Source organism: Amycolatopsis sp. WAC 04197 (assembly GCF_003947475.1).
GTDB classification, from domain to species: Bacteria; Actinomycetota; Actinomycetes; order Mycobacteriales; family Pseudonocardiaceae; genus Amycolatopsis; species Amycolatopsis japonica.
Genome location: NZ_QHJK01000005.1, coordinates 234660 through 254236 on the forward strand (window position 1 = coordinate 234660; position 19577 = coordinate 254236).

The 19577-nt window shown below is 68.8% G+C and carries 21 protein-coding genes and 1 pseudogene; 10 read left to right on the plus strand and 12 right to left on the minus strand.

The window, feature by feature from the left end; genetic code table 11:
- Positions 1-11 precede the first annotated feature (11 nt).
- Complete coding sequence (locus tag DMC64_RS21670) at positions 12-1199, plus strand: cytochrome P450 (RefSeq protein WP_125735003.1); 1188 nt, start codon at positions 12-14, stop codon at positions 1197-1199.
- A gap of 25 nt (positions 1200-1224) precedes the next feature.
- A complete protein-coding gene (locus DMC64_RS21675) occupies positions 1225-2199 on the plus strand; it encodes a helix-turn-helix transcriptional regulator (RefSeq protein WP_233629756.1) in 975 nt (324 codons plus the stop codon).
- On the opposite strand, the gene DMC64_RS21680 is transcribed toward DMC64_RS21675, so the two are convergent.
- The 4 genes from DMC64_RS21680 to DMC64_RS21695 all read right to left on the minus strand — a co-directional run bounded on the left by DMC64_RS21680 (position 2186) and on the right by DMC64_RS21695 (position 6231).
- Positions 2186-2959 (minus strand): hypothetical protein, encoded by a 774-nt coding sequence (locus tag DMC64_RS21680; protein ID WP_125735004.1) that lies wholly within the window; start codon positions 2957-2959, stop codon positions 2186-2188. The genes DMC64_RS21675 and DMC64_RS21680 overlap by 14 nt on opposite strands.
- A gap of 9 nt (positions 2960-2968) precedes the next feature.
- A complete protein-coding gene (locus tag DMC64_RS21685) occupies positions 2969-3637 on the minus strand; it encodes a papain-like cysteine protease family protein (RefSeq protein ID WP_125735005.1) in 669 nt (222 codons plus the stop codon).
- Between the two features lie 151 nt (positions 3638-3788).
- On the minus strand, positions 3789-5366 hold the full coding sequence (locus DMC64_RS21690; RefSeq protein WP_125735006.1) for an adenylate/guanylate cyclase domain-containing protein: 1578 nt from the start codon (positions 5364-5366) through the stop codon (positions 3789-3791).
- 61 nt (positions 5367-5427) lie between these two features.
- A complete protein-coding gene (locus DMC64_RS21695; protein ID WP_125735007.1) occupies positions 5428-6231 on the minus strand; it encodes a class I SAM-dependent methyltransferase in 804 nt (267 codons plus the stop codon).
- A gap of 88 nt (positions 6232-6319) precedes the next feature.
- Between DMC64_RS21695 and DMC64_RS21700 the strand changes: the two genes are divergently transcribed.
- Positions 6320-6781, plus strand: a complete 462-nt coding sequence (locus DMC64_RS21700; RefSeq protein ID WP_125735008.1) for a peroxiredoxin — start codon at positions 6320-6322, stop codon at positions 6779-6781.
- Here DMC64_RS21700 and DMC64_RS21705 read toward each other — a convergent pair.
- On the minus strand, positions 6747-7490 hold the full coding sequence (locus tag DMC64_RS21705) for a MerR family transcriptional regulator (RefSeq protein WP_233629757.1): 744 nt from the start codon (positions 7488-7490) through the stop codon (positions 6747-6749). The two genes, DMC64_RS21700 and DMC64_RS21705, sit on opposite strands and share 35 nt — an antisense overlap.
- Before the next feature lie 62 nt (positions 7491-7552).
- Between DMC64_RS21705 and DMC64_RS21710 the strand changes: the two genes are divergently transcribed.
- The 3 genes from DMC64_RS21710 to DMC64_RS21720 all read left to right on the plus strand — a co-directional run bounded on the left by DMC64_RS21710 (position 7553) and on the right by DMC64_RS21720 (position 10101).
- On the plus strand, positions 7553-8002 hold the full coding sequence (locus tag DMC64_RS21710; protein ID WP_125735009.1) for a DUF6194 family protein: 450 nt from the start codon (positions 7553-7555) through the stop codon (positions 8000-8002).
- A gap of 18 nt (positions 8003-8020) precedes the next feature.
- Complete coding sequence (locus DMC64_RS21715) at positions 8021-8755, plus strand: MerR family transcriptional regulator (RefSeq protein ID WP_125735010.1); 735 nt, start codon at positions 8021-8023, stop codon at positions 8753-8755.
- Positions 8756-8943: 188 nt separating this feature from the next.
- Positions 8944-10101 carry a S1 family peptidase gene (locus DMC64_RS21720; RefSeq protein WP_125735011.1) on the plus strand — a complete coding sequence of 386 codons (1158 nt, stop codon included), beginning with the start codon at positions 8944-8946 and terminating at the stop codon, positions 10099-10101.
- Positions 10102-10152: 51 nt separating this feature from the next.
- Here the strand turns inward: DMC64_RS21720 and DMC64_RS21725 are convergent, their stop codons facing one another.
- Both DMC64_RS21725 and DMC64_RS21730 read right to left on the minus strand, forming a co-directional pair.
- Positions 10153-10632 (minus strand): DinB family protein, encoded by a 480-nt coding sequence (locus DMC64_RS21725; RefSeq protein WP_037345282.1) that lies wholly within the window; start codon positions 10630-10632, stop codon positions 10153-10155.
- Between the two features lie 37 nt (positions 10633-10669).
- Positions 10670-11608: an alpha/beta fold hydrolase gene (locus DMC64_RS21730; protein ID WP_125735012.1), complete on the minus strand. Its 939-nt coding sequence runs from the start codon at positions 11606-11608 to the stop codon at positions 10670-10672.
- A gap of 108 nt (positions 11609-11716) precedes the next feature.
- Between DMC64_RS21730 and DMC64_RS21735 the strand changes: the two genes are divergently transcribed.
- Complete coding sequence (locus DMC64_RS21735; protein WP_125735013.1) at positions 11717-12286, plus strand: helix-turn-helix domain-containing protein; 570 nt, start codon at positions 11717-11719, stop codon at positions 12284-12286.
- On the opposite strand, the gene DMC64_RS21740 is transcribed toward DMC64_RS21735, so the two are convergent.
- Together DMC64_RS21740 and DMC64_RS21745 are read right to left on the minus strand one after the other, a co-directional pair.
- Positions 12283-12885 (minus strand): response regulator transcription factor, encoded by a 603-nt coding sequence (locus DMC64_RS21740; protein ID WP_037345277.1) that lies wholly within the window; start codon positions 12883-12885, stop codon positions 12283-12285. The two genes, DMC64_RS21735 and DMC64_RS21740, sit on opposite strands and share 4 nt — an antisense overlap.
- Complete coding sequence (locus DMC64_RS21745) at positions 12882-13985, minus strand: sensor histidine kinase (RefSeq protein WP_125735123.1); 1104 nt, start codon at positions 13983-13985, stop codon at positions 12882-12884. The genes DMC64_RS21740 and DMC64_RS21745 overlap by 4 nt, the downstream gene beginning before the upstream one ends.
- A gap of 119 nt (positions 13986-14104) precedes the next feature.
- Between DMC64_RS21745 and DMC64_RS21750 the strand changes: the two genes are divergently transcribed.
- From DMC64_RS21750 to DMC64_RS21760, 3 genes and pseudogenes are all read left to right on the plus strand, one after another.
- Complete coding sequence (locus DMC64_RS21750) at positions 14105-14980, plus strand: ABC transporter ATP-binding protein (protein ID WP_125735014.1); 876 nt, start codon at positions 14105-14107, stop codon at positions 14978-14980.
- Positions 14981-14994: 14 nt separating this feature from the next.
- Positions 14995-15714, plus strand: a complete 720-nt coding sequence (locus DMC64_RS21755) for an ABC transporter permease (RefSeq protein ID WP_125735015.1) — start codon at positions 14995-14997, stop codon at positions 15712-15714.
- Positions 15711-16134, plus strand: a pseudogene (locus DMC64_RS21760) (alpha/beta hydrolase); the annotation flags it as partial. The gene DMC64_RS21755 and the pseudogene DMC64_RS21760, both read left to right, overlap by 4 nt.
- 215 nt (positions 16135-16349) lie before the next feature.
- Here the strand turns inward: DMC64_RS21760 and DMC64_RS21765 are convergent.
- The 3 genes from DMC64_RS21765 to DMC64_RS21775 all read right to left on the minus strand — a co-directional run bounded on the left by DMC64_RS21765 (position 16350) and on the right by DMC64_RS21775 (position 19575).
- Entirely contained in the window at positions 16350-17603 is a 1254-nt protein-coding gene (locus tag DMC64_RS21765) for an HNH endonuclease signature motif containing protein (RefSeq protein WP_125735016.1), read from the minus strand.
- A 236-nt stretch (positions 17604-17839) separates the two neighbouring features.
- On the minus strand, positions 17840-18628 hold the full coding sequence (locus DMC64_RS21770) for an ABC transporter permease (protein WP_125735017.1): 789 nt from the start codon (positions 18626-18628) through the stop codon (positions 17840-17842).
- Positions 18625-19575 carry an ATP-binding cassette domain-containing protein gene (locus DMC64_RS21775; RefSeq protein WP_125735018.1) on the minus strand — a complete coding sequence of 317 codons (951 nt, stop codon included), beginning with the start codon at positions 19573-19575 and terminating at the stop codon, positions 18625-18627. Before DMC64_RS21775 ends, DMC64_RS21770 begins: the two co-directional genes overlap by 4 nt.
- Positions 19576-19577: the final 2 nt, after the last annotated feature.

Genomic DNA, 19577 nt, shown 5'->3' on the forward strand with positions numbered 1-19577 from the left:
AGGATCGGCTCATGCTCGAGAACCTGCTCACGCCGGAGACCAGGACCGATCCGTACCCGTTCTACCGTCAGGTCTTCGACCGCGGCCCGGTCTTCGCGGCCGCCGACGGATTCTTCGTGGTCAGCGGGTTCGAAGAGGCGTCCGCCCTGCTCAAGAACCCCGCGTTCGGCCATGGGGAGCCGGAGGTGCTGCCGGATCCGCACGAGAACGAGCCAGTGGACGAGCAGGGCCGGGTGGTCCGGTCGTTCCTCGCGCTCGACCCGCCCGATCACACGCGGCTACGGCGGCTGGTTTCCAAGGCGTTCACGCCGAGGATGATCGAGCAGCTCGCCCCGAGGATCGAGGAGCTGGCGAAGGAGCTCGTGGCGAAAGCGCTCGAAAGGGGCGAATTCGACCTGATGACCGAGATCGCGAAGCCGCTGCCGGTCGTCGTCATCAGCGAGATGCTCGGGGTGCCCCTCGCCGACCGCGGGCGTTTCGAGGGGTGGTCGCACGCCATGGGGCGCGCACTCGACCCGTCCTTCCTCATCGCGAAGGAGACCGTCGCGGCGGCCGTCGCGGCCCGGCGTGAGTTCGTCGCCTACTTCCGTGAGCTAGCCAAGGAGCGGCGGAAGCGGCCGACCGGCGACCTGTTCTCCGATCTGGTGTCGGTCTCCGACGAGGGCGACCGGCTCAGCGAAGGCGAACTGGTGATCACCGCGATGCTCCTGCTGGTCGCCGGGCACGAGACGACGACCAACCTGATCGGCAACGGGATCCTCGCGCTGCTGAACCATCCGGAGCAGCACCGGAAACTGGCCGAGGACCGGTCGAAGATCCCGAACGCGGTCGAGGAGATGCTCCGGTACGACTCCCCCGTCCAGCTGACGACCCGGCTCGCCCTGCGGGACACGACGATCGGTGACGAGGTCGTCGGCAAAGGCGCTCAGGCGGTCGTACTGCTCGGAGCGGCCAACCGCGACCCGCGCACGCACGAGAACCCGGACCGCTTCGACGTGGATCGCCCCTCGCCGAGGCATCTCGCGCTGGGACAGGGCATCCACTTCTGTCTCGGCGCCCCGCTCGCGCGCTTGGAGGGCCGGATCGTCTTCGAGGCGCTGCTCGGCGCCGGCCGCGCCTTCCACCGGGCCGCCGATCCGGTCTGGGTGAAGCAGGTGACGCTGCGCGGCCTCGAAAGCCTGCGGCTCGAATTCGCCTGAAAGTCCGGTTTTCGACCTTAGGCGGTTGCCGACCGGCGCCGGACTGCGCATGCTTTGCGCCAATCCGGCGTCGGTGGGGGTGCCCATGTACCAGGAACGCGAGGTCAGAACCGGCTCGTTCCATCGCGCGCTCTCCGAGGCGGTGGAGCATCGCGGCCTTTCCCTGTCCCGGATCCGCGCGCATCTGGCGGCACGCGGCGTTTCCGTGGCCGAATCGACCTTGAGCTACTGGCAGCGCGGGCTCCGCCATCCGTCGACGCCGCGCTCGCTCGACATCGTCCGCGCGCTCGAAGCCGTGCTGGGCCTGCCGCCGGACAGCCTCATCGTCCTGATCGGCCCGCAACGACGTTCCCCCGGCGACGACCGCAGGCCCTCGGTCGCCGAACTGCGGCAGAGCTGGGCCGAGACCTGTTCGCTGCTGGACGAGCTGAGCGCGTCTCCCGGCACGGAGGGCAACGCGAAGCTCGACGTCGTCACCGTCGTCGACGTGCTCACCATGACCGGCGAAGGACGGATCTCGGAGATCACCTCGACCATGGTGGTGCGGGCACGGGAGCCCGGCGCGGACGGTTTCGTGGTGACCCATCAAGACGAACCCGGCACCGACATGGAGGCCACGACCGTCTTCGCCACCGACGGCTGCCGAAGAGGCAGAGTGCGCCGAAGCGCCACATCACCGGGGATGGTCTTCGAGCTCCTCTTCGACCGCAGCCTGGCCGAAGGGGAAACGCACACCTTCGCGTTCACCCTGCGGCTGGCCGCATCGGTCCGTTCGACCTGCTTCCACCGGACGGTACGGTCGCGCATGTCGGCGTATCTGCTCCGCATGCGTTTCGACGGCGGCGCGCTCCCGGCGCGATGCGTCAAAACCGTGCGGGAGCGCGAAGAACTCGCCCCCGTGGTCAGCGAGCCGCTGCATCCCGGACCGGGTGCGACGGTCAGTGCCTACTTCGAGGAACTCGACGTCGGCATCGCGGGGATCGACCTCATCTGGGAGTGAGGCGGCGCCGCCGCCACACCGCGACCAGCACGACACCCACCCCGGCGACCCCGGCGGTGATCAGGCCGGCGACGATCCCGGCCGGAATCCCCGTTTCGGCGGGCGGGGCCACCGGCTGTGCGAAGCCGATCCCGCCGCCGCGCTGGTAGTCCGATCCCGGCAGCTTGTCGGCGTAGCGGCCGTGCACTGCCCGCTGGTAGTCGGAAAGCGGGACGAACTTCCCCACCGGCGACTGCGGCAGGCTCGCCTGCAGCAGCACCACACCGTCGGGCCCCAGTTCGTACCAGCCGTTGATCTGGGGTTCGTTGAGCAGGACCGCACCGGGCTTCAGCCGCGCGCTCAGGGTCTCTTCGTCGTTCCCGGAGAACACGCTCGCGGCGACCCACTTCCCCGGTCCTTCGGGCATCGCCTGCAGGGTGGCCTTCTGCCCGGAATCCGCGGTGGCCGTCACGGCGACGGATCTGAGCATGCCCGCCGGTGCCCCCTCGACACCCCTGACGAAGTCGGGGTTGAGGGTGTAGACGGGGATTCCCTTCTCCGCCATGGTGATCCGCTGCGGTTCGATGTGGTCGACCTGCCGGAAGTTCGATCTCGCGAGTCCGATCGCGTCCGGCTGCCCGGCGACACGCACGGCCGCCGCGAGGTCGCCGTCCGAGGGCGGGACGACGCGCTCGCTCGCCGAGGCGGGTGGCGTGGCGGGCAGCAGCGTCGCGACGGCCACCGCGAGACAACCGGCGAACTTCCGGCAGATCGTGTTCATGACCGCGCCTCAGCCCTTCCGGATGTTGACGATGGTGTCGTTCCAGCGGAACTGGCCGTTGCTGCGGTACTGGTTGTAGTTCCAGGTCTGGTAGCGCTGGTAGGTGGGCCACGGGTCGCCGACCATGATCGACTGGTTCGCCGAGTCGTAGCCGTAGATCACCTCGGCGTGGCCACCGCCGGAGGTCCAGTAGATACCCGTCAGGTTCAGGATCCCGGAGTCGATCTGGCTGACGACCGAGCTGAAGCCGATCGGGCCGCCCGCGTCCTGCGCGGAGAAGCCGGTGCCGCGGAAACCGCGGACGATCTCGTAGATCTGGGCCGGCTGGTTCGGGCAGTACCCGGCCGAGGTTCCCTTGCCCGCGGCGCAGAACTGGGCCTGGGTGGCGGTGCCGCCCAGCGACCGCTCGATGCTCGAACCGTCGGCGGCCCAGCACCATTGGTTGTACTGCTGCACCTGCTGGGTGTAGTTCAGCTGCTTGGACGCGGCCGTCGCGGCGACCGTCGTCGCGGTCCCGGCCACCGGCGCGATCTCCCGCACTTGAGTGTGGGTCTGGGTCTTGATCAGGCCGCTGGGCCGGTCCCCGTCGCCGGACTGCGCCAACGCGGTGGCGGGCAGCATGCTCAGCGCGAAGACGGCGGCTCCGGTCGCCAGCACGGCCCTCGAAAGGCTCTTCACAGATGTCTCCTTTGACACGGGGGTGGGGAGATCACCGTGCGCCGCCCCGGCGGCGGGGACAACGCCCTCACCAGGCGCGAAGGAGCCGCTGTGATCGTTCACGGTCCACCACCGGCGGAGTCCGGGCTACCGCGCAAGATTCACGGCGCCTTCACAAAGGCTGTGAATCCGCCACGGGTGTCGCGAGCGTGGTGGGCCGGGACCGGCCCCGCAAGGTGACGTCCTCCGTCGCCTTCCACTGCGCGGCTTCGGCTTCGGCGGCCGACTCGATCGCCGTCCACGAAGCGAGCAGCCGGGCTTCGACGTTCTTCGCCAGCTCGGTGAGCCTGGCCGCTTCGTTCACCGGATCGCCGATCACCGTGTACTCGAACCGCCGCGGGTCGCCGACGTTCCCGGCGACCACCGCACCCGTCGCCACGCCGATCCCGGCCGGGCATTCCGGCACCTCCGCCGCCAGCCTGCGCGCGATCGCCCGTCCCGCGGACAGCGCGAGGGTCGCGTGGTCCTCCAGCCGCACCGGCGCGCCGAAGATCGCGAGCGCGGCGTCGCCGACGAACTTGTTGACCAGCCCGTGGTTGCGGTCGACCTCGTCGACCACCACCGCGAAGAACCGGTTGAGCAGGCCGACGACCTCCTCGGGCGGACGGCTCGCGGCCAGCGCGGTCGAGCCGATCAGGTCGACGAAGAGCACCGACACCGTCCGGACCGTGCCGCCGAGTTCGGCCGACGTGCGCATCGCCTCGCTCGCGACGTCCTCGCCGACATGCCTGCCGAACAGGTCCCGCAAACGTTCGCGTTCGGCGAGACCGGCGGCCATCCCGTTGAAACCCGCTTGCAGCAGACCGAGTTCGGTGCCGTCGTAGACCGGGATCTCGACGGTGAAGTCACCGGCACGGACCCGGCCCAGCGCGTGCTGCACCGACCGGATCGGGTTCACCACGGCGCGGGCGGTGAACACCGTCACCAGCAGTCCGAAGACGAGCACCACCAGCCCCAGGGCGATCACCGAGACGGCGAGTTTCGTCGTCGACACGTCGCCGCGCGCCCACGCCAGCACCGCCGTGACCACCAGCCCCGCCACCGGCACCCCGGTGCCGAGGCACCAGAACAGCAGCATCCGCAGGTTCACCCCGCCGCTGAGCGGCCGCGCCGGCGCCGTGCCGGACAACGCCAGCGCCGCGTACGGCCGGAGGATGAATTCCCCGGCCAGGTAGGCGATCGCACAGACGACCACTCCCGCGAACGCGACGACGAGCAGTTCGGTGAGCACGACCCGCGGCTGCACCAGCGCGGCCAGCACGCCGAACACCACGGTCGCGATACCCCACAACACCGCCTGGACCAGCGTCAGGCGCAGCGGGACCCGGAGGCTCGACGCGCGTTCTTCGTCGGTCGGCGTCCGGCCCTCGGCCGCCCACCTCAACGTCCGCAGCGCGCCGCGGGTGCCCCACAGCGCACCCACCACCACGGCGGAGACCACGTACACCGGGACCGCGATCGCGGTCACCCGGATGAGTTCGCCGGACATGCCGGGAGCGGGCATGAGCAGCGCCGCCAGCCCGACCACGACCAGCGCGCCGATGACGTTGGTCGCGATCAGCGTCCCGGTGAGCAACCCCTGGACGCGACGGCGCAAGACGGCCGGGTCCTGAGCGAGCGGGCCGAGCAGCCAGGAGCCGAACGGCCCTTGCCCGCGGCCCCGAACAGAGGAGTCGTTGTCTGATCGCACCCGTGTCCCGCCGTTCACCCCGGTTTGAGTGAACGACTGTACACCGAAAGGGCCGCGCCCGTCAGCGGACGGTGCCGGAGCCGATCAGGGTGGTGGCGTCGAGTTCGGTCAGCCCGTCGGCGCGCAAGGACTCGAGATAGCGCTCGCGCACCCGCTCGACGACGTCGGGCTCCAGGCCGTCGAGCAGACCCCGGAAGCCGGAGCCGATGACGACCAGCCAGGCGATCTCCGGCGTCATGGTCAGCCGCAGTTCGTTGACCACGACGTCCACATCGGACAGATTCCGCTCGGAAAGCCACGCGGCGTAAGGACCCGCCTGGTCGATGCGATCGATCAGGCTCGGTTCACGCTCCGGCGGCGGCGCGGACTCGGTCACCGCCGCGACCGCCCGGCCGAGATGACGGCCCGCGGCCACCATGGCCCCGCCGCACCAGATCGTGAAGACGGCCCGGCCGCCGGAGCGGGCCCTGGCGATCAGGCGCTCGGTCCCGTCCGTCATGTCGGGGAAGAAGAAGATGCCGAGCGCGGACTGCACGACGTCGTAGCCGCCGGTGTCCCACGCCGTCGCGTCGGCCTCGTGCGCGCGCAACTGCGGCAAGCCTGCCGCAAGACGGCGCAGCTCGCCGATCATCGGCCCGGAGAGGTCGAGCGCGTCCACCACACCTCCTGCGCCGACCGCGTGCGCCGCCGGAATCGCCGAAGCCCCGGTGCCGCAGCAGGCGTCGAGGACACGATCTCCCTCGGCGAGCCCGGCGGCGGCCACCGTGGCCGCACCGATCGGTTCCCACAGATGCCGCCCGAGTGCGGCGAAATCGGCGGCGGCCGCGTCGAAGGCGCGCTGGGTTCCCACTTTGCGAGAGGACATGCCGCGACGATATCCGTTTCGCGCCCCGGCCACGGATCGAATTCGCGCCGGAACCGATCCGGCGCGCCCGCGGCTCCGAATACCGGACATGGATCAAGGAGACCTCGTCCCGGACTTCACCCTGCCCGACGACACCGGCCAGGACCGCACGCTGTCGGAGTTCCTGGCCACCGGCCCGGTCGTGCTGTTCTTCTACCCCGCCGCGATGACCGGGGGCTGCACGGCCGAGAGCTGCCACTTCCGCGATCTTGCCGCGGAGTTCCGCGAGGTCGGCGCCCACCGCGTCGGGATCAGCCCGGACGGGATCACCAAGCAGCGGCAATTCTCCACCCTGCACGGATTCGACTACCCACTTCTGTCCGATGTGGACGGAGAAGTCGCCAAACTCTTCGGCGTCTGGCGCCGCTTCAGCCCGCTGCACGCCAAGCGGCGCACCTTCGTGATCGACACCGACCGCCGGATCCTCGCGGTGATCAAGAGCGAGCTGAAATTCGACGTCCACGCCGACAAGGCGCTCACGACCCTGCGGGAACGGACTCCCAGCGCCTGACCCGGTCCTCGCCACTCACGAGGCGGGAAAGCGCGGCCGTGCCGTCGAAGAGCGCCCGCGAGCGGGCCGTGATCCCGGCGTCCCTGGCGGCGAGCGCGGCAGCGACGTCCTCCAGCCGCCGGGATCGTCGCAATTCCGGCATCAGCGCGCGCAGGGGCGCGACACGGTAGCCCGCCAGCCGCAGCTGGTGCACGATCCGCGCGTCCCGCACCTGGGACGGCGTGTACCGCCGCGTCCCCCGCTGATCGCGGCCGGGCACGACGAGCCGTTCCGTGTCCCAGTGCCGCAGGGTCGACGGGCGCACGCCGAGCGCCGACGCGAGTTCGGAGACGCTCATCGAGTCCGAGCCGCGCACGTCTTCGATCGGTTCCCCGGAGATCACCCGGACGGCTTCCCTGGCGTCCCGGAGATCCGCGCGTTCGGCGTCGAGCCCGGCGTGGGCCGCGTCGAGGCGCGCGAGGACCTCGGGGAGCGGATCCCGGTGCACGGCGCGGACGATCTTCTTGGCCTCGACCGGCCCCACCGCGGCGGCGAGCGCGCGATAGGCCAGCGCGGACCGGAGGTGGATCTCGCCGTAGCTCCGGTAGCCCGAAGCCGTCCGCGACGCCGCCGGGAGCACGCCGTCGCGTTCGAGGTTGCGCACCTGCTGGACGGAGTACCCCGCCAGGCGGGCGACCTCCGCGGTGCGCATCGATTTGAGACTTGACACCTTCACTCCGTCGAAACCGCGCTCGAACCCTCCACAAGCACTTTAATGCCACGCTTGAGCACATGACCATCGAAGAGATCATCGGCCTCGTCTCGGGCCTCGACGGCGTCCTGACCCTCACCCCGGGGCCGGGTGACGAATGGCCGGAGCTCAGCTGGGGCGACGCGTTCTTCTACTACTCCCCCGACGGCGTCGTCCCGACCAACGTCCAGCCCTTCGCGACCATCGTGACCAAGAACTACCCCGGCGACGAGACCTCGCGGCTGGACCGCCCGGACACCTTCCGCGTGAACATCCACGCCGGCAAGAAGGAGTTCGCCCGCGATCTTGGCCAGAACCCCGCCGACACCGACGTCCTGATCGCCCATCCCGTGTACGGGAACGCGGGCTGGCTGGCGGTGGTGAACCCGGCGTCGAACACCGAAACGGCCACTCGCGAACTGCTCGAAACGGCCTATCGGCTGGCCCGCGCCCGGTACGAGCGGCGGGCGGAATCCGCGCGCGACCGGTAGACCGAATATCGTGGGGCGGTGGGCCGGAACCTTCGAACCCGTGAGCGGCTCAGGCCGGTCGACCTCGCGCGCGAGCACGGCCTGTCCGCACAGGCGGTCCGCAACTACGAGGCGGACGGCATCCTCCCCGCCGCCGAACGCGGGCCGCAGGGCTATCGCACCTATACGCCGCTGCACGCGCGAGCCCTGCGTGCCTTCCTCGCCCTGGTGCCGGGACACGGTCACGCGACGGCGGCGTCGATCATGCGGGCGGTCAATCAGGACGACGTCGAGGAGGCGCTCCGGCTCGTCGACGAAAGCCACGCGCAACTGCTCGACGACCGCCGCACCCTCCAGGCCGTCACGGCCGCGCTCCGCGATCTCGAACCCGTGCCGCAGGAACGGGGCGAGGTGTTCGTCGGCCCGCTGTCCCGGAAACTCGGCGTCCGGCCCGCCACCCTGCGCGAGTGGGAACGGGCGGGCCTCCTCCGTCCCGAGCGTGACCCGAGGACGGGCTACCGCGTCTACAACGCGGCCGACGTCCGCGACGCGAAGCTGACCCATCAGCTCAGGCGGGGTGGCTATCTCCTGGAGCGGATCGCGCCGGTGCTCGACCAGGTCCGCTCGGCGGGCGGCGTCGTTCCGCTCGAGTCGACGCTGCGCGACTGGCACGCCCGGCTCGCGGCGAGGGGACGCGCCCTGCTCTCCGGTGCCGCCGCGCTGGACGCCTACCTCGCTGACACCATTGGGACAATGACACTTCCGCGCAATTGAATACGCGGGCGATTCGCGCTTTCCGCATACGAAAGTAGGTCCGCGATCACGGATCCTACTTTCGGCGCTACGACATGGCGTACGGGCGCTCGTACTGTGCGTCACGTCGAGATGAACCGCCCGGTCCCCTGCGCTTTCCGAACATATTCCGGCGGTTCGTCGTTCCCTCCTTATCGAAGGAAATTCGCATGCGAATTCGCGGACCCGTCATGCTCACCCTCTTCAGCGTCTGTGCCGGAATCGGCGCGCTCGCCGTCCCGGCGACCGCCGCGCCGGTCACGTCCTACGACCAGACGATGCTCGAGACGCTCGCCGCCCAGCTCAAGGTCAGCCCGCTTCAGGCCGCCCAGAAGCTGGACCATGAGAAGAACCTGATCGCGTCGCTGGACAACGTCAGAAATCGTGGCCTCCACACCGACGGCGCCTACTTCGACAACGCCGGCGCGCTCGTGGTGAACGCCGACGCCGGTTCCGCGAAGGAGCTTCGCTCGGCCGGGCTGACCCCGCGCACCGGCGCCCGCGGCGAGAACGCGCTGAACGCCCTGTCCGCCAAGGTCGGCACGGTGATCGGCAAGGACGTCACCCAGGTCCAGTCCTGGGGTCCGGAACTCGCGGCCGACCAGGTCGTCGTCACCGTGCAGCCGGGCGCCGACAGCGCCCTCGTGCGCCGGCTCACCGCCATGCCGGGTGTCGCGGTCCAGACCGGTGTCGCCAACGGGAACACCACGCAGGCCGACGTCATCCCCGGCCAGATCATGGACCTCGACCCGGGCACCAACTGCTCGCTCGGCTTCCCCGGCACCACCAGCAGCGGCAACAACGTGCTGCTCACCGCCGGGCACTGCGTCGAAGGCAACCCGGACATCCTCAACCGCAACGGCGTCCACATCGGCCGCGGTGTCGCCACCCAGTTCCCGTCGACCGACATGGGCCTGATGGACATCGACACCGAAGACACCGGCCGCGGCTACGTGGACACCCGCATGGGCACCACGGTGCGGATCACCGGCAGCTCGAAGGCGCCGGTCGGCACCACGCTGTGCAAGGCGGGCAACACCACCGGCTGGACCTGCGGCAAGATCACCGCGTACAACCAGACCGTGCGCTACAGCGGCGAAAGCGTCGCCACCACCGGGCTGGCGAAGTCGACCGTCTGCACCGAGGGCGGTGACAGCGGCGGCGCCTACATCGCGGGCAACACCGCGCAGGGCATGACCTCCGGCGGCCCCGCCGACGGCCACGACTGCGGCTACAACGAAGGTGCGAACGCCACCGGCTCGTACTCCTACTACCAGCCCGTCGTGGACGCGGCGAACAAGTACGGCGTCACGCTGACCCGTTCCTGACGAACGAAACGACGATGCCGGGGAGCCACCGCTCTCCGGCATCGTCGTTCGCTAGGAACTCAAGATCTGTTCCCGCAGGATGTCCGCGTGCCCACCGTGCTGGGCGAGTTCCCGCAGCATGTGCAGGTACACCCAGCGCAGCGGGAGCGGGCCGCGGCGGTTCCCGTGGAGCAGGTCGTCCAGGTCGAGGGCGGCCGCGGCCTTGCGGGACACCTCGCAAGCTTCGCGGTACGCCTGCCGCACGGAGGCGATCGTGTCCTCTTCGGTGAGGATGAACGATTCGTCGGGCGTCTCGGGGAGACCGATCTCGGTCCGCGGACGGCAGGTGATGCCTTCGACGAACCACACCTTTTCGACGAAGGTCGCGTGTTTCACCAGACCGAGCAGGGTCGTCCGGGAGGGGACGAGCGACCGGCGGGCCTGTTCCTCGGTCAGCCCTTCCAGGGATTCGTCCAGGACACGACGGTGCTCGTCGAGGAAGACCTCGAACTGCTCGCGGAACGGGTGGTTGAGGACTTCCAGCGTCGACATGCGCGAAGCATCGCAAAGGTTCTCGATCTCGGGCAACCTACTTCAGGAAGCCGATCAGTTCGGCACTGACGAACGCCGGATTCTCTTCGGCGAGCCAATGTCCCGCTTTCGGCACCTCGACCGCGCGGGCCAAATTCGCGACGCGCGGCGCCAACGTGGCCTTCTGCGGTTCGAGCAATCCTTCCGCTGTCATCAGCAAAGTCGGCGTGGCGATGGGTTTCGCGCCGGCGTTCGCGGTCGCGTCCTGCCCGAGCGTCCGGTAGAGCTCGAAGCCGCCGTGCAGGACCTCCGGCCTGGAGTAGGTGCGGGCGTACTCGTCGATCTCCGTGTCGTCGAACGGTGGCGGCGCGCCGGGACCGCCGAAGGCCGTTCCCGAGTAGGCGACCTGGGGATAGAACAGGGACAGGTACTCGCGCACGTCGTCGCCGACGACGGCTTCGGGAATCGTCTTCTGCGAGTGGAACGCGATATGCCAGCTCAGGTTCCGGTAGGCCGTCGCGTCGAGCGCGGGTCCCGGCAGCGGCAGATCGAGATAGGCGAGTTTGGTGAGATCGCCGGGGAATTGCGCGGCGTATTGGAAGGCGACGGCGGCGCCGAGGTCGTGGCCGGCGATCCGGGCGTCGCGCAGGCCCAGCCGTCCGGCGACGAGGCCGTGCACGTAGCGGGCGAGGGTCGCCTTGTCGTAGCCGGGTGGCGAGCCGTCGCTGTCACCGAGACCGGGCAGGTCGAGGGCGTACACCGTGAAGTGTTCGGCCAGCGCGGGCATCACCCGGTGCCAGCCGTACCAGGTCTGCGGCCAGCCGTGCAGCAGCACGAGCGGCGCGCCCTTGCCGCCGGTGACGTAATGCATCCTCACCCCGTCGACGTCGGCGAATTCGTGCCGGAACCCAGGGGGCGGGGTGGCGGTGGCCGGGGGTGAACCGCAGGCCGTCAGCAGGACGAGGGCCGCGACGAACGCGGCGGCTCGGTGGAACATGGGGATCTCCGTTTCAGCGCCCGGTGGCGCCATCGATCAATGACGCCACCTTCGCCGCCGGTCCGCCGGTTTGGCACGAAAACTTGCCGACCTGGCAAGATCGAGGGCATGGACGGAACGGACGAGGTGCTCGACGCGGTCGGCCCGCGGTTGCGAGCGCTGCGCAAACACCGCGGCCTGACCCTCGCCGAACTGTCGGCGGCGACCGGGATCTCGGAAAGCACCCTGTCACGGCTGGAAAGCGGCGGGCGGCGGCCGACGCTCGAACTGCTGCTCCCCCTCGCCCGGGTGCACGGCGTACCGCTCGACGACCTCGTCGGCGCTCCCCGGACCGGTGATCCGCGGATCCATCTGCAGCCGATTCACCGCCACGGCATGACGTTCCTCCCGCTCACCCGGCGCGCGGGCGGGGTGCAGGCGTTCAAGATGCTCATCCCCAGCCGGGACGCGCCGGCGGAACCCACGCCGCAGACCCACGGCGGCTACGAATGGGTGTATGTCCTCAATGGACGGTTGCGGCTGGTGGTCGGCGACCGCGACATGGTCCTCCCGCCGGGCGAAGCCGCCGAATTCGACACCGCGCTCCCGCATTGGCTCGGCTCGGCCGACGGGCACGCCGTCGAAACCCTCGTCCTGTTCGGACCGCAGGGTGAACGCGCCCACGTGCGGGCGCGTTAGAGCCAGTCGTGCTCGCGAGCGTACCGGGCGGCCTCGTGCCGGGTCTGCGTCTGGGTCTTCTGCATGGCGTTGGAGAGATAGTTGCGCACGGTGCCCTGCGCGAGGTGGAGCCGTCCGGCGATCTCGGCGACCGAATAGCCCTCGCCGGTCACCCGCAACACCTCCAGCTCCCGCTCGGTGAGCGGACAGTCGTCGACGACGGCGAGCGCGGAGACGTCCGGGTCGATCCAGCGTTTTCCCTGGTGCAGCGTGGCGATGACGAACGTGATGTGCGACGGGTCGGCGGCCTTGCTGACGAAGCCCTGGACGCCGAGTTTGAGTGCCTTGCGGAGCACGCCGGGTTTCGCGTGCCGGGTCAGCATGAGGATGACCTGGTCCGGCCGGGTGCGCCGGATCTCCGCGACCGCGCCGAGCCCGTCCACACCGGGCATTTCGAGGTCGATGACGAGGACGTCGGGCTCGTGCCGCAGGGTGGCCTCGACCGCTTCTTCGCCGTTCTCCGCCTCGGCCAGGACGGTGATCTCGCCTTCGAGCGGGAGCAGCGCGGCCATCGCCTTGCGCAGCAAGGCTTCGTCGTCGGCGAGCACCACCGTGGTCATCGTGCCTCCAGGGCCGGGAAGGACGCCGCCGTCACGAACCGCCCGTCTTCCTGTTCCACCGTCAGTTCCCCGCCGTCGGCGACGACGCGTTGTTCGAGCGCGGCCAGCCCGCGCAGTTCGGGCAGTGGCGTTCGCGGGGCGCCGTCGTTGACGATACTGATGCTCCATTCCGACAGGGTGATCCGCACACGGGTCGCCTGCGCGTGGCGCAGGATGTTGGTCGTGGTCTCGCGCAGGACCTGGCCGAGCAGCCTGCCCGCCGCCGGATCGACGTCCGCCTCCCGGTCGACGCGCACGCGGATCCCCGCGGCCTCGAAGAGGTTCCTGGCGTTCTCCAGTTCGGCGGAGAGGTTGAGCCGGCGCTGGGCGTAGGCGAGTTCCTTCGTCTGAGTGATCGTGTCGGCCACGAGCGCGTGGATCTCCGCCAGTTCCTGTTTGGCCCGCCCGGCGTCGATGTCCACCAGTTTCGTGGCGAGCGCCGTCTTGAGTTTCACGACGTGCAGCGTGTGGCCTTGGATGTCGTGCAGATCGCTCGCGAACCGGACACGTTCCCTGATCACGGCCAGTTCCGCCTCCCGCTCGCGCGACTCCTCGAGTTCCTTGACGACGTCGTAGAACCGCTTGTTGGGGAACATCAGGCCGAGCACGACAGCGGTGATCGCGGCCGGGACGAACACAAAACTGACCAGCTCACCGGGCACGTCCTCGTGCGAGACCAGCAGTCTCAGCGCGCCCACCACGGCGATGTACCCGACGAGCGCGACGGCCGCCGCGATTCGATGGCGCGGCAGTTGCGGCACGACCAGGGAGCCCACGAGGAAGACTCCGAAGAACGCCGAACTGCCACCGACGAGCAACACCGAGAACGGCCACACGGCCGCCGTGATCACCAGGCACGGGATCGCGACCCGCAGGACCTCGCCCGCCGCCCAGCGCACGAAGGCGACCAAGGCCGCCAGCACACCCACGCTCAGGACGACCGCGTGCCACCAGGTCCGCGAATCCGAGGCGACCACGATCACCCCGCCGACGACGAGCAGCGGGACGAACATGGTGAGGTTCAGCTTGCGCAGCTGCCCGTTCGCCGGCTCGGTGTCCACATCAGACATGAGTCCAGTATCGGCTCTCCTTCGGCGGGGGCAACAGTGACACCACGTCATGGTTTCCTCGTGACGTGGCCGCACTGGCCGGGGTGTGTCCGAGCGGCTGAGATCGAGGTATGACAGCGATCGACGTTGACCGTCTGAACGTGAAATACGGCGACTTCCACGCCGTGAAGGATCTGTCCTTCCAGGTCCGGCAAGGCGAGTTCTACGCCCTGCTGGGCACGAACGGGGCCGGGAAGACCTCGACCTTGGAAACCCTGGAAGGACACCGGAATCCGACGTCGGGCACCGTCCGGGTGCTCGGGAAGAGCCCGCGGGACCGCGCGGCCGTCCGCCCCGAGATGGGCGTCATGTTGCAGGAGAGCGGTTTCTCACCGGATCTGACGGTGAAGGAGTCGATTCGCCTGATCGGGGCGCTGACCCGCCGCACGGACCGGCTCGAACGGGTGCTCGGCATCGTGGACCTGACCCGCAAGGCCGACACGAAGGTGTCCCAGCTTTCGGGCGGTGAGAAGCGGCGGCTCGACTTCGCGACCGCGGTGTACGGCTCGCCGCGGCTGGTGTTCCTGGACGAGCCGACCACCGGGCTGGACATCCAGTCGCGGGACGCGCTGTGGGACGCGGTCGACAACCTGCGCGAGGACGGCTCGACGATCGTGCTCACCACGCATTACCTGGAAGAGGCACAGCAGCGCGCCGACCGCATCGGCCTGATGCACCGGGGCACGTTCCACCGGGAGGGCACGGTCGCCGAACTGACGCGGACGCTGCCCTCGGTGATCCGGTTCTCGCTGCCGTCCCCGGCTCCCGCGCTGCCGGTGCAGGGCAAGCGGGAACACGACGGGAAGTTCGTCATCGAGACCTTCGGGCTGCAGAAGGACCTGCACACCCTGCTCCGGTGGGCGCAGGACCACGCGATCGAACTACCGGACCTCGAAGCGGGACCGACCCGCCTCGACGACGTGTTCCGCGCCATCGAAAACGACTGAAGGACTGAGTTGTCATGCTCTCGATAGCCCGTAGCGAACTGATCCAGATCTTCCGGAACCGGTCGGTCCTAATCACCAGCTTCGTGATGCCCCTAGCCATTTCCGCGTTCTTCGTCTATCAGCACGAGGTCTTCGCCGAAATCGGCAGCCTCGGCTACATCGCGGCGATCGTGATGTTCACCGTCTGCGCGTTCGGTCTCTACACCAGCGCGGTGACCACGCTTGCCTCACGACGGCAGAACCTGTTCCTCAAACGACTGCGCTCCACCGCGGCCGGGGACGCGTCCATCCTGGCCGGGCTGGTCCTGCCGGTCACGGTCATCTCACTCGTCCAGGTGGCCGTGATCATGACCGTGCTGGGCGTCGTCACCGACACGCCCGCCAACGTCGGCCTGCTGGTGGCGGCGGTGCTCGCCAGCGTCGCCATGATGATCGGACTCGGCCTGGCCACCGCGGGTCTGACCAACTCCCCCGAACACGCGCAGGTGACCACCCTGCCGGTCAGCCTCGGCGTGATCGCGGTGGCGAGCTGGGTCGGCATCTCCGGCACCGACGAGCTGACGCTGCTCAAACGCCTGCTGCCCGGGGGTTCGGCCACCGAACTCGCCGTCAACGCCTGGAACGGCGGCGTGGCACTCACCGATTCGCTGCTCCTGCTCGCCCCGACCCTCGCGTGGGTCGTCGTCGCCGTCGTCCTCGCGACGCGGCTCTTCCGCTGGGAGCCGCGCCGATGACCATCCGAAGTGGAGCGAGACTCGTCCCCGTGCTCGTCGCCGTCTTGGCCGCCACGGCGACCCTGCGATCGCATCGGCGGCGCCCCCGCCGAAATGGGGGCCGTGCCCCGAAGAGGCGGCGGGTCTCGGCCTGGAATGCGGCGTCATCGAGGTCCCGCTGGACTACCGCAACCCTGGCGGGAAGACCATCGAGATCGCGATCTCGCGCCTGTCGAGCACGCGTCCGGAGAAGCGCCGCGGTGTGTGCTGCTGACCAACATTCCGAGGTACGCCCGGAACTCGGCCGACGTCACGACCGAGGCCCGGCGAGTCGCCGCCGTCGCCGCGACATGCGGTTCCTCGGCCACCGCGCCGCTCCTGCCGTACATGACCACCGCCAACACCGCCCGCGACATGGACCGGGTGCGCGAGGCTCTCGGCGCGGAGTTCCTGGTACGCGGGACGCGGCACGATTTCGCCTGCTGATCCGATGTCACGACCGCGTGGCGATCCGCATCTTCCTGATGCCGAGGAAATCCCGGTTGGCTGTGCGGGGGCTCCGTATTCGGTTGGAGGTGTTCAGCCCGCGGGGGCATTTCAGGTGGCGGGCACGCCGAGGGGCCCGTCGCCTGGGTGGCTGGCGGGCTACTCGATGGTCAGACGTGATGCAGCGTGTTACGCCGGGGATGTCGGAGCGGATCTCGGTATTGGGGTGGGATGAACTCCGGTAACCCATCGGCCGCCATCCGGACTTGCCAGTCACCATGGTGAATCAGGCGATGATGGAAGCCACACAGGAGGACGAGATTCCGAAGATCGGTCGGCCCTCCGTCTGCCCAGTGGTGAATGTGGTGGGCGTGGCAGTTCTTGGGTTTCCGATGACATCCCGGAAACGCGCAACCACCGTCGCGGATGTTGAGTGCGCGTCGTTGGCCTGGGGTGACGAACCGTCTCAGGCGTCCCATATCTAGCGGCTCACCCGAGGCGCTCATCACGACCGGCAACATGAGGCAATCGCAAGCGGCGAGCCGGGCTTCCCGCGCCGTCATCGTCCCCACGAAGTCCAGGCATGCGGTCCCGAGACCGGATTTGAGTTCCTCGAGTCCGATGGTCACGTGCACCAAAGTCCGGTAGCCGCTGGTCCCCGGTTGGTCGGGGCAGGCGATCGCCAGGTCCAAGAGTTCGGCCCAGGCGTCTCCCAGGCGTTCGCACTTCATCCGCAGATCCGCCTGGCCGAACTCATCGACCGGGCGTGGCTGGGCATGCGCTTCCAAGGCGGCGGCGGTCCGGGTGCCGGTCTCGTCGTCGAGGAGGCCGGTCAGTTTCCAGAACCCGTCCTTGCGGCGCTCTAGGGTGATTTCGCGGCGTGGCTCTTTGGGTTCGGGGTCCTTGGGTTCGTTGCCGTCAGGGTTGAGCCAGCCCTGCAGTTTCGCCTCGGCCTTGGCGAGCTGCCGAGGGCCGGCACTCGGGGCAAGGTCAGCGAGGATCTTCTCCGCACTCTCCCGATCCTCGGCAGAAATATCGGCAGGGAGGTTCTTCAAGATCTCCAGGATCTGATCGATCCGCTCATCCCCGACCAACCCCTGAGCCGCCACCGCGGCAGTCGCCGGTGCGACCGGCGGAACTTCCGTGCCATCCAGAGCCCGGGTGGGATTCAGGGCGAGCGCCCTTTTCACCACCGCGCCCGCTTCGCCGCGCGACAAGCCCGCGATCTCCGCGAACCAGCTCGCCGTACTGCCATGCCCGTATAAGTCTTTGACGCCACGATTCTCGATCTCCGCCAGAAACTGCCCCAACCCGGCAGTGGCCATGCGAATCACCTGCAAGAACTGCTGCACGCCATGCGCAAGCTCCAGCTTGCCGGCACGCCACAGTTCCTGCGGCAACTCGGGGAGGAAGGTCTCGGACACCCCTCAATAATACTGCAAATCAACCGAACACGTGTTCGTAATTTTAAGCAACAAGCAAACTTGCACCGACAACACTGAAGGGTGAAACAGTCGCCAACACCACATCACCCTGAGCGACTCGCATTTAGTCGACTAAATGCGAAGAGGTCCACGCGGTTAGTCGACTAAATGCGAAAGCCAAGCGCCCCGGACCGGAAGAAGCCTGGCCCGGGGCGACCCCCAGTGGTAACCCAAGATCAGCGGTCACGTTCCTTGGCGAACAAGGACTTCGACCACACATACCCGACGACCGAGAGCAGGACGCACCAGCCGATCGCGAACCAGCCACTGTTGCCGATCGGAGTCCCGAGCAGCAGACCGCGAATGGTCTCGATGACCGGCGTGAACGGCTGGTAATCGGCGAACCAGCGCAGCCAGGCCGGCATCGAATCGGTCGGCACGAATCCACTGCCGAGGAACGGCAGCAACATGAAGATCATCGGTGTGTTGCTGGCCGTTTCCACGCTCTTGGCCGCCAGGCCAAGCGCCACCGAAAGCCACGTGAGCGCGATGGTCAGCAACAGCAGCACACCGACGACGGCGAACCATTCGCCGACCCCCGCCGTCGGGGAGAAGCCGATGAGGAGCGTGACCCCGAAGACCACGGCGAGCGCGAACGCCGTCTGGATGAACGCGCCGACGACGTGCCCGGTCAGGACCGAGGCCTTGCTGATCGCCATCGTGCGGAACCGCGCGATGATGCCCTCGGTCATGTCCGTCGCCACCGAGATCGCGGTGCCGAGAGCGGCACTGCACACGGTGACGAGCAGGATGGCGGGCGTGACATAGCCGACGTACTCGGCCCGGCCGCCTCCGCCGCCGAGACCGTTCCCGAGTGTGCCGCCGAAAACGTAGACGAACAGCAGCAGGAACACGATCGGCTGGCCGATCAGCATGATGGTGAGCGACGGATACCGTTGCATATGCCGGATGTTGCGGCGCAGCATGGTCGTCGAGTCGCGCACCGAAAGGGCGAGGCTGCTCATCGGGCCATCTCCTTGGTCGCTTCGGTCCGGTGACCGGTGAGGCTGAGGAACACGTCGTCAAGGTCGGGCGTGTGCACGGTGAGGCTGTCGACGGCGACGGCTTCGTCGTCGAGCCGGTCCAGGACGGCGCGCAGGGCGGCGACGGTGCCGTCAGTCGGCACGCGAAGGGCCAGGGCTTCGTCGTCCGAAGTGGACACCTGAAGCACACGAGTCGCGTCACGCAACGAGACCGCGTCGGGGAACTTCAGTTGCATGTGCCCGCCGGGCACGCGTCGCTTCAGTTCGTCGGGTGTGCCGAGCGCGACGATCCGGCCGCCGTCGAGTACGGCGACCCGGTCGGCCAGCTGATCCGCCTCCTCCAGGTACTGCGTCGTGAGGAAGATCGTCACCCCGCCGTCGACGAGGTCGCGGATGATCTGCCACATCGTGCGGCGGCTGCGCGGGTCGAGGCCGGTGGTCGGTTCGTCGAGGAAGATGACCTTGGGGTCGCCGATCAGCGTCATCGCCAGGTCGAGTTTGCGGCGCATGCCACCCGAAAACGTCGATGGCGTCTTCTTCGCGGCGTCGGTCAGCTCGAAGCGTTCCAGGAGTTCGGCGGCACGTCTGCGGCCCTCGCGACGCGGCAGATGGTGCAGATCCGCCATCAGGAACAGGTTTTCCTCGCCGGTGAGCAGATTGTCCACCGCGGAGAACTGGCCGGTGAGGCCGATCGCGGCGCGGACACCGTCCGGGTCGGTGGCCAGGTCGGCTCCGGCGATGGTCGCGCCACCGGCGTCCGGAGTGACCAAAGTGGACAGGATGTTGACCGTGGTGGTCTTGCCCGCGCCGTTGGGGCCGAGCAAGGAGAAGACGGTGCCGGACGGGACATGCAGGTCTATGCCGTCCAGGACGACCTTGTCGCCGTAGGACTTGCGCAGTCCGGTCGCGGAAATGGCCGGGTTTCGCATCG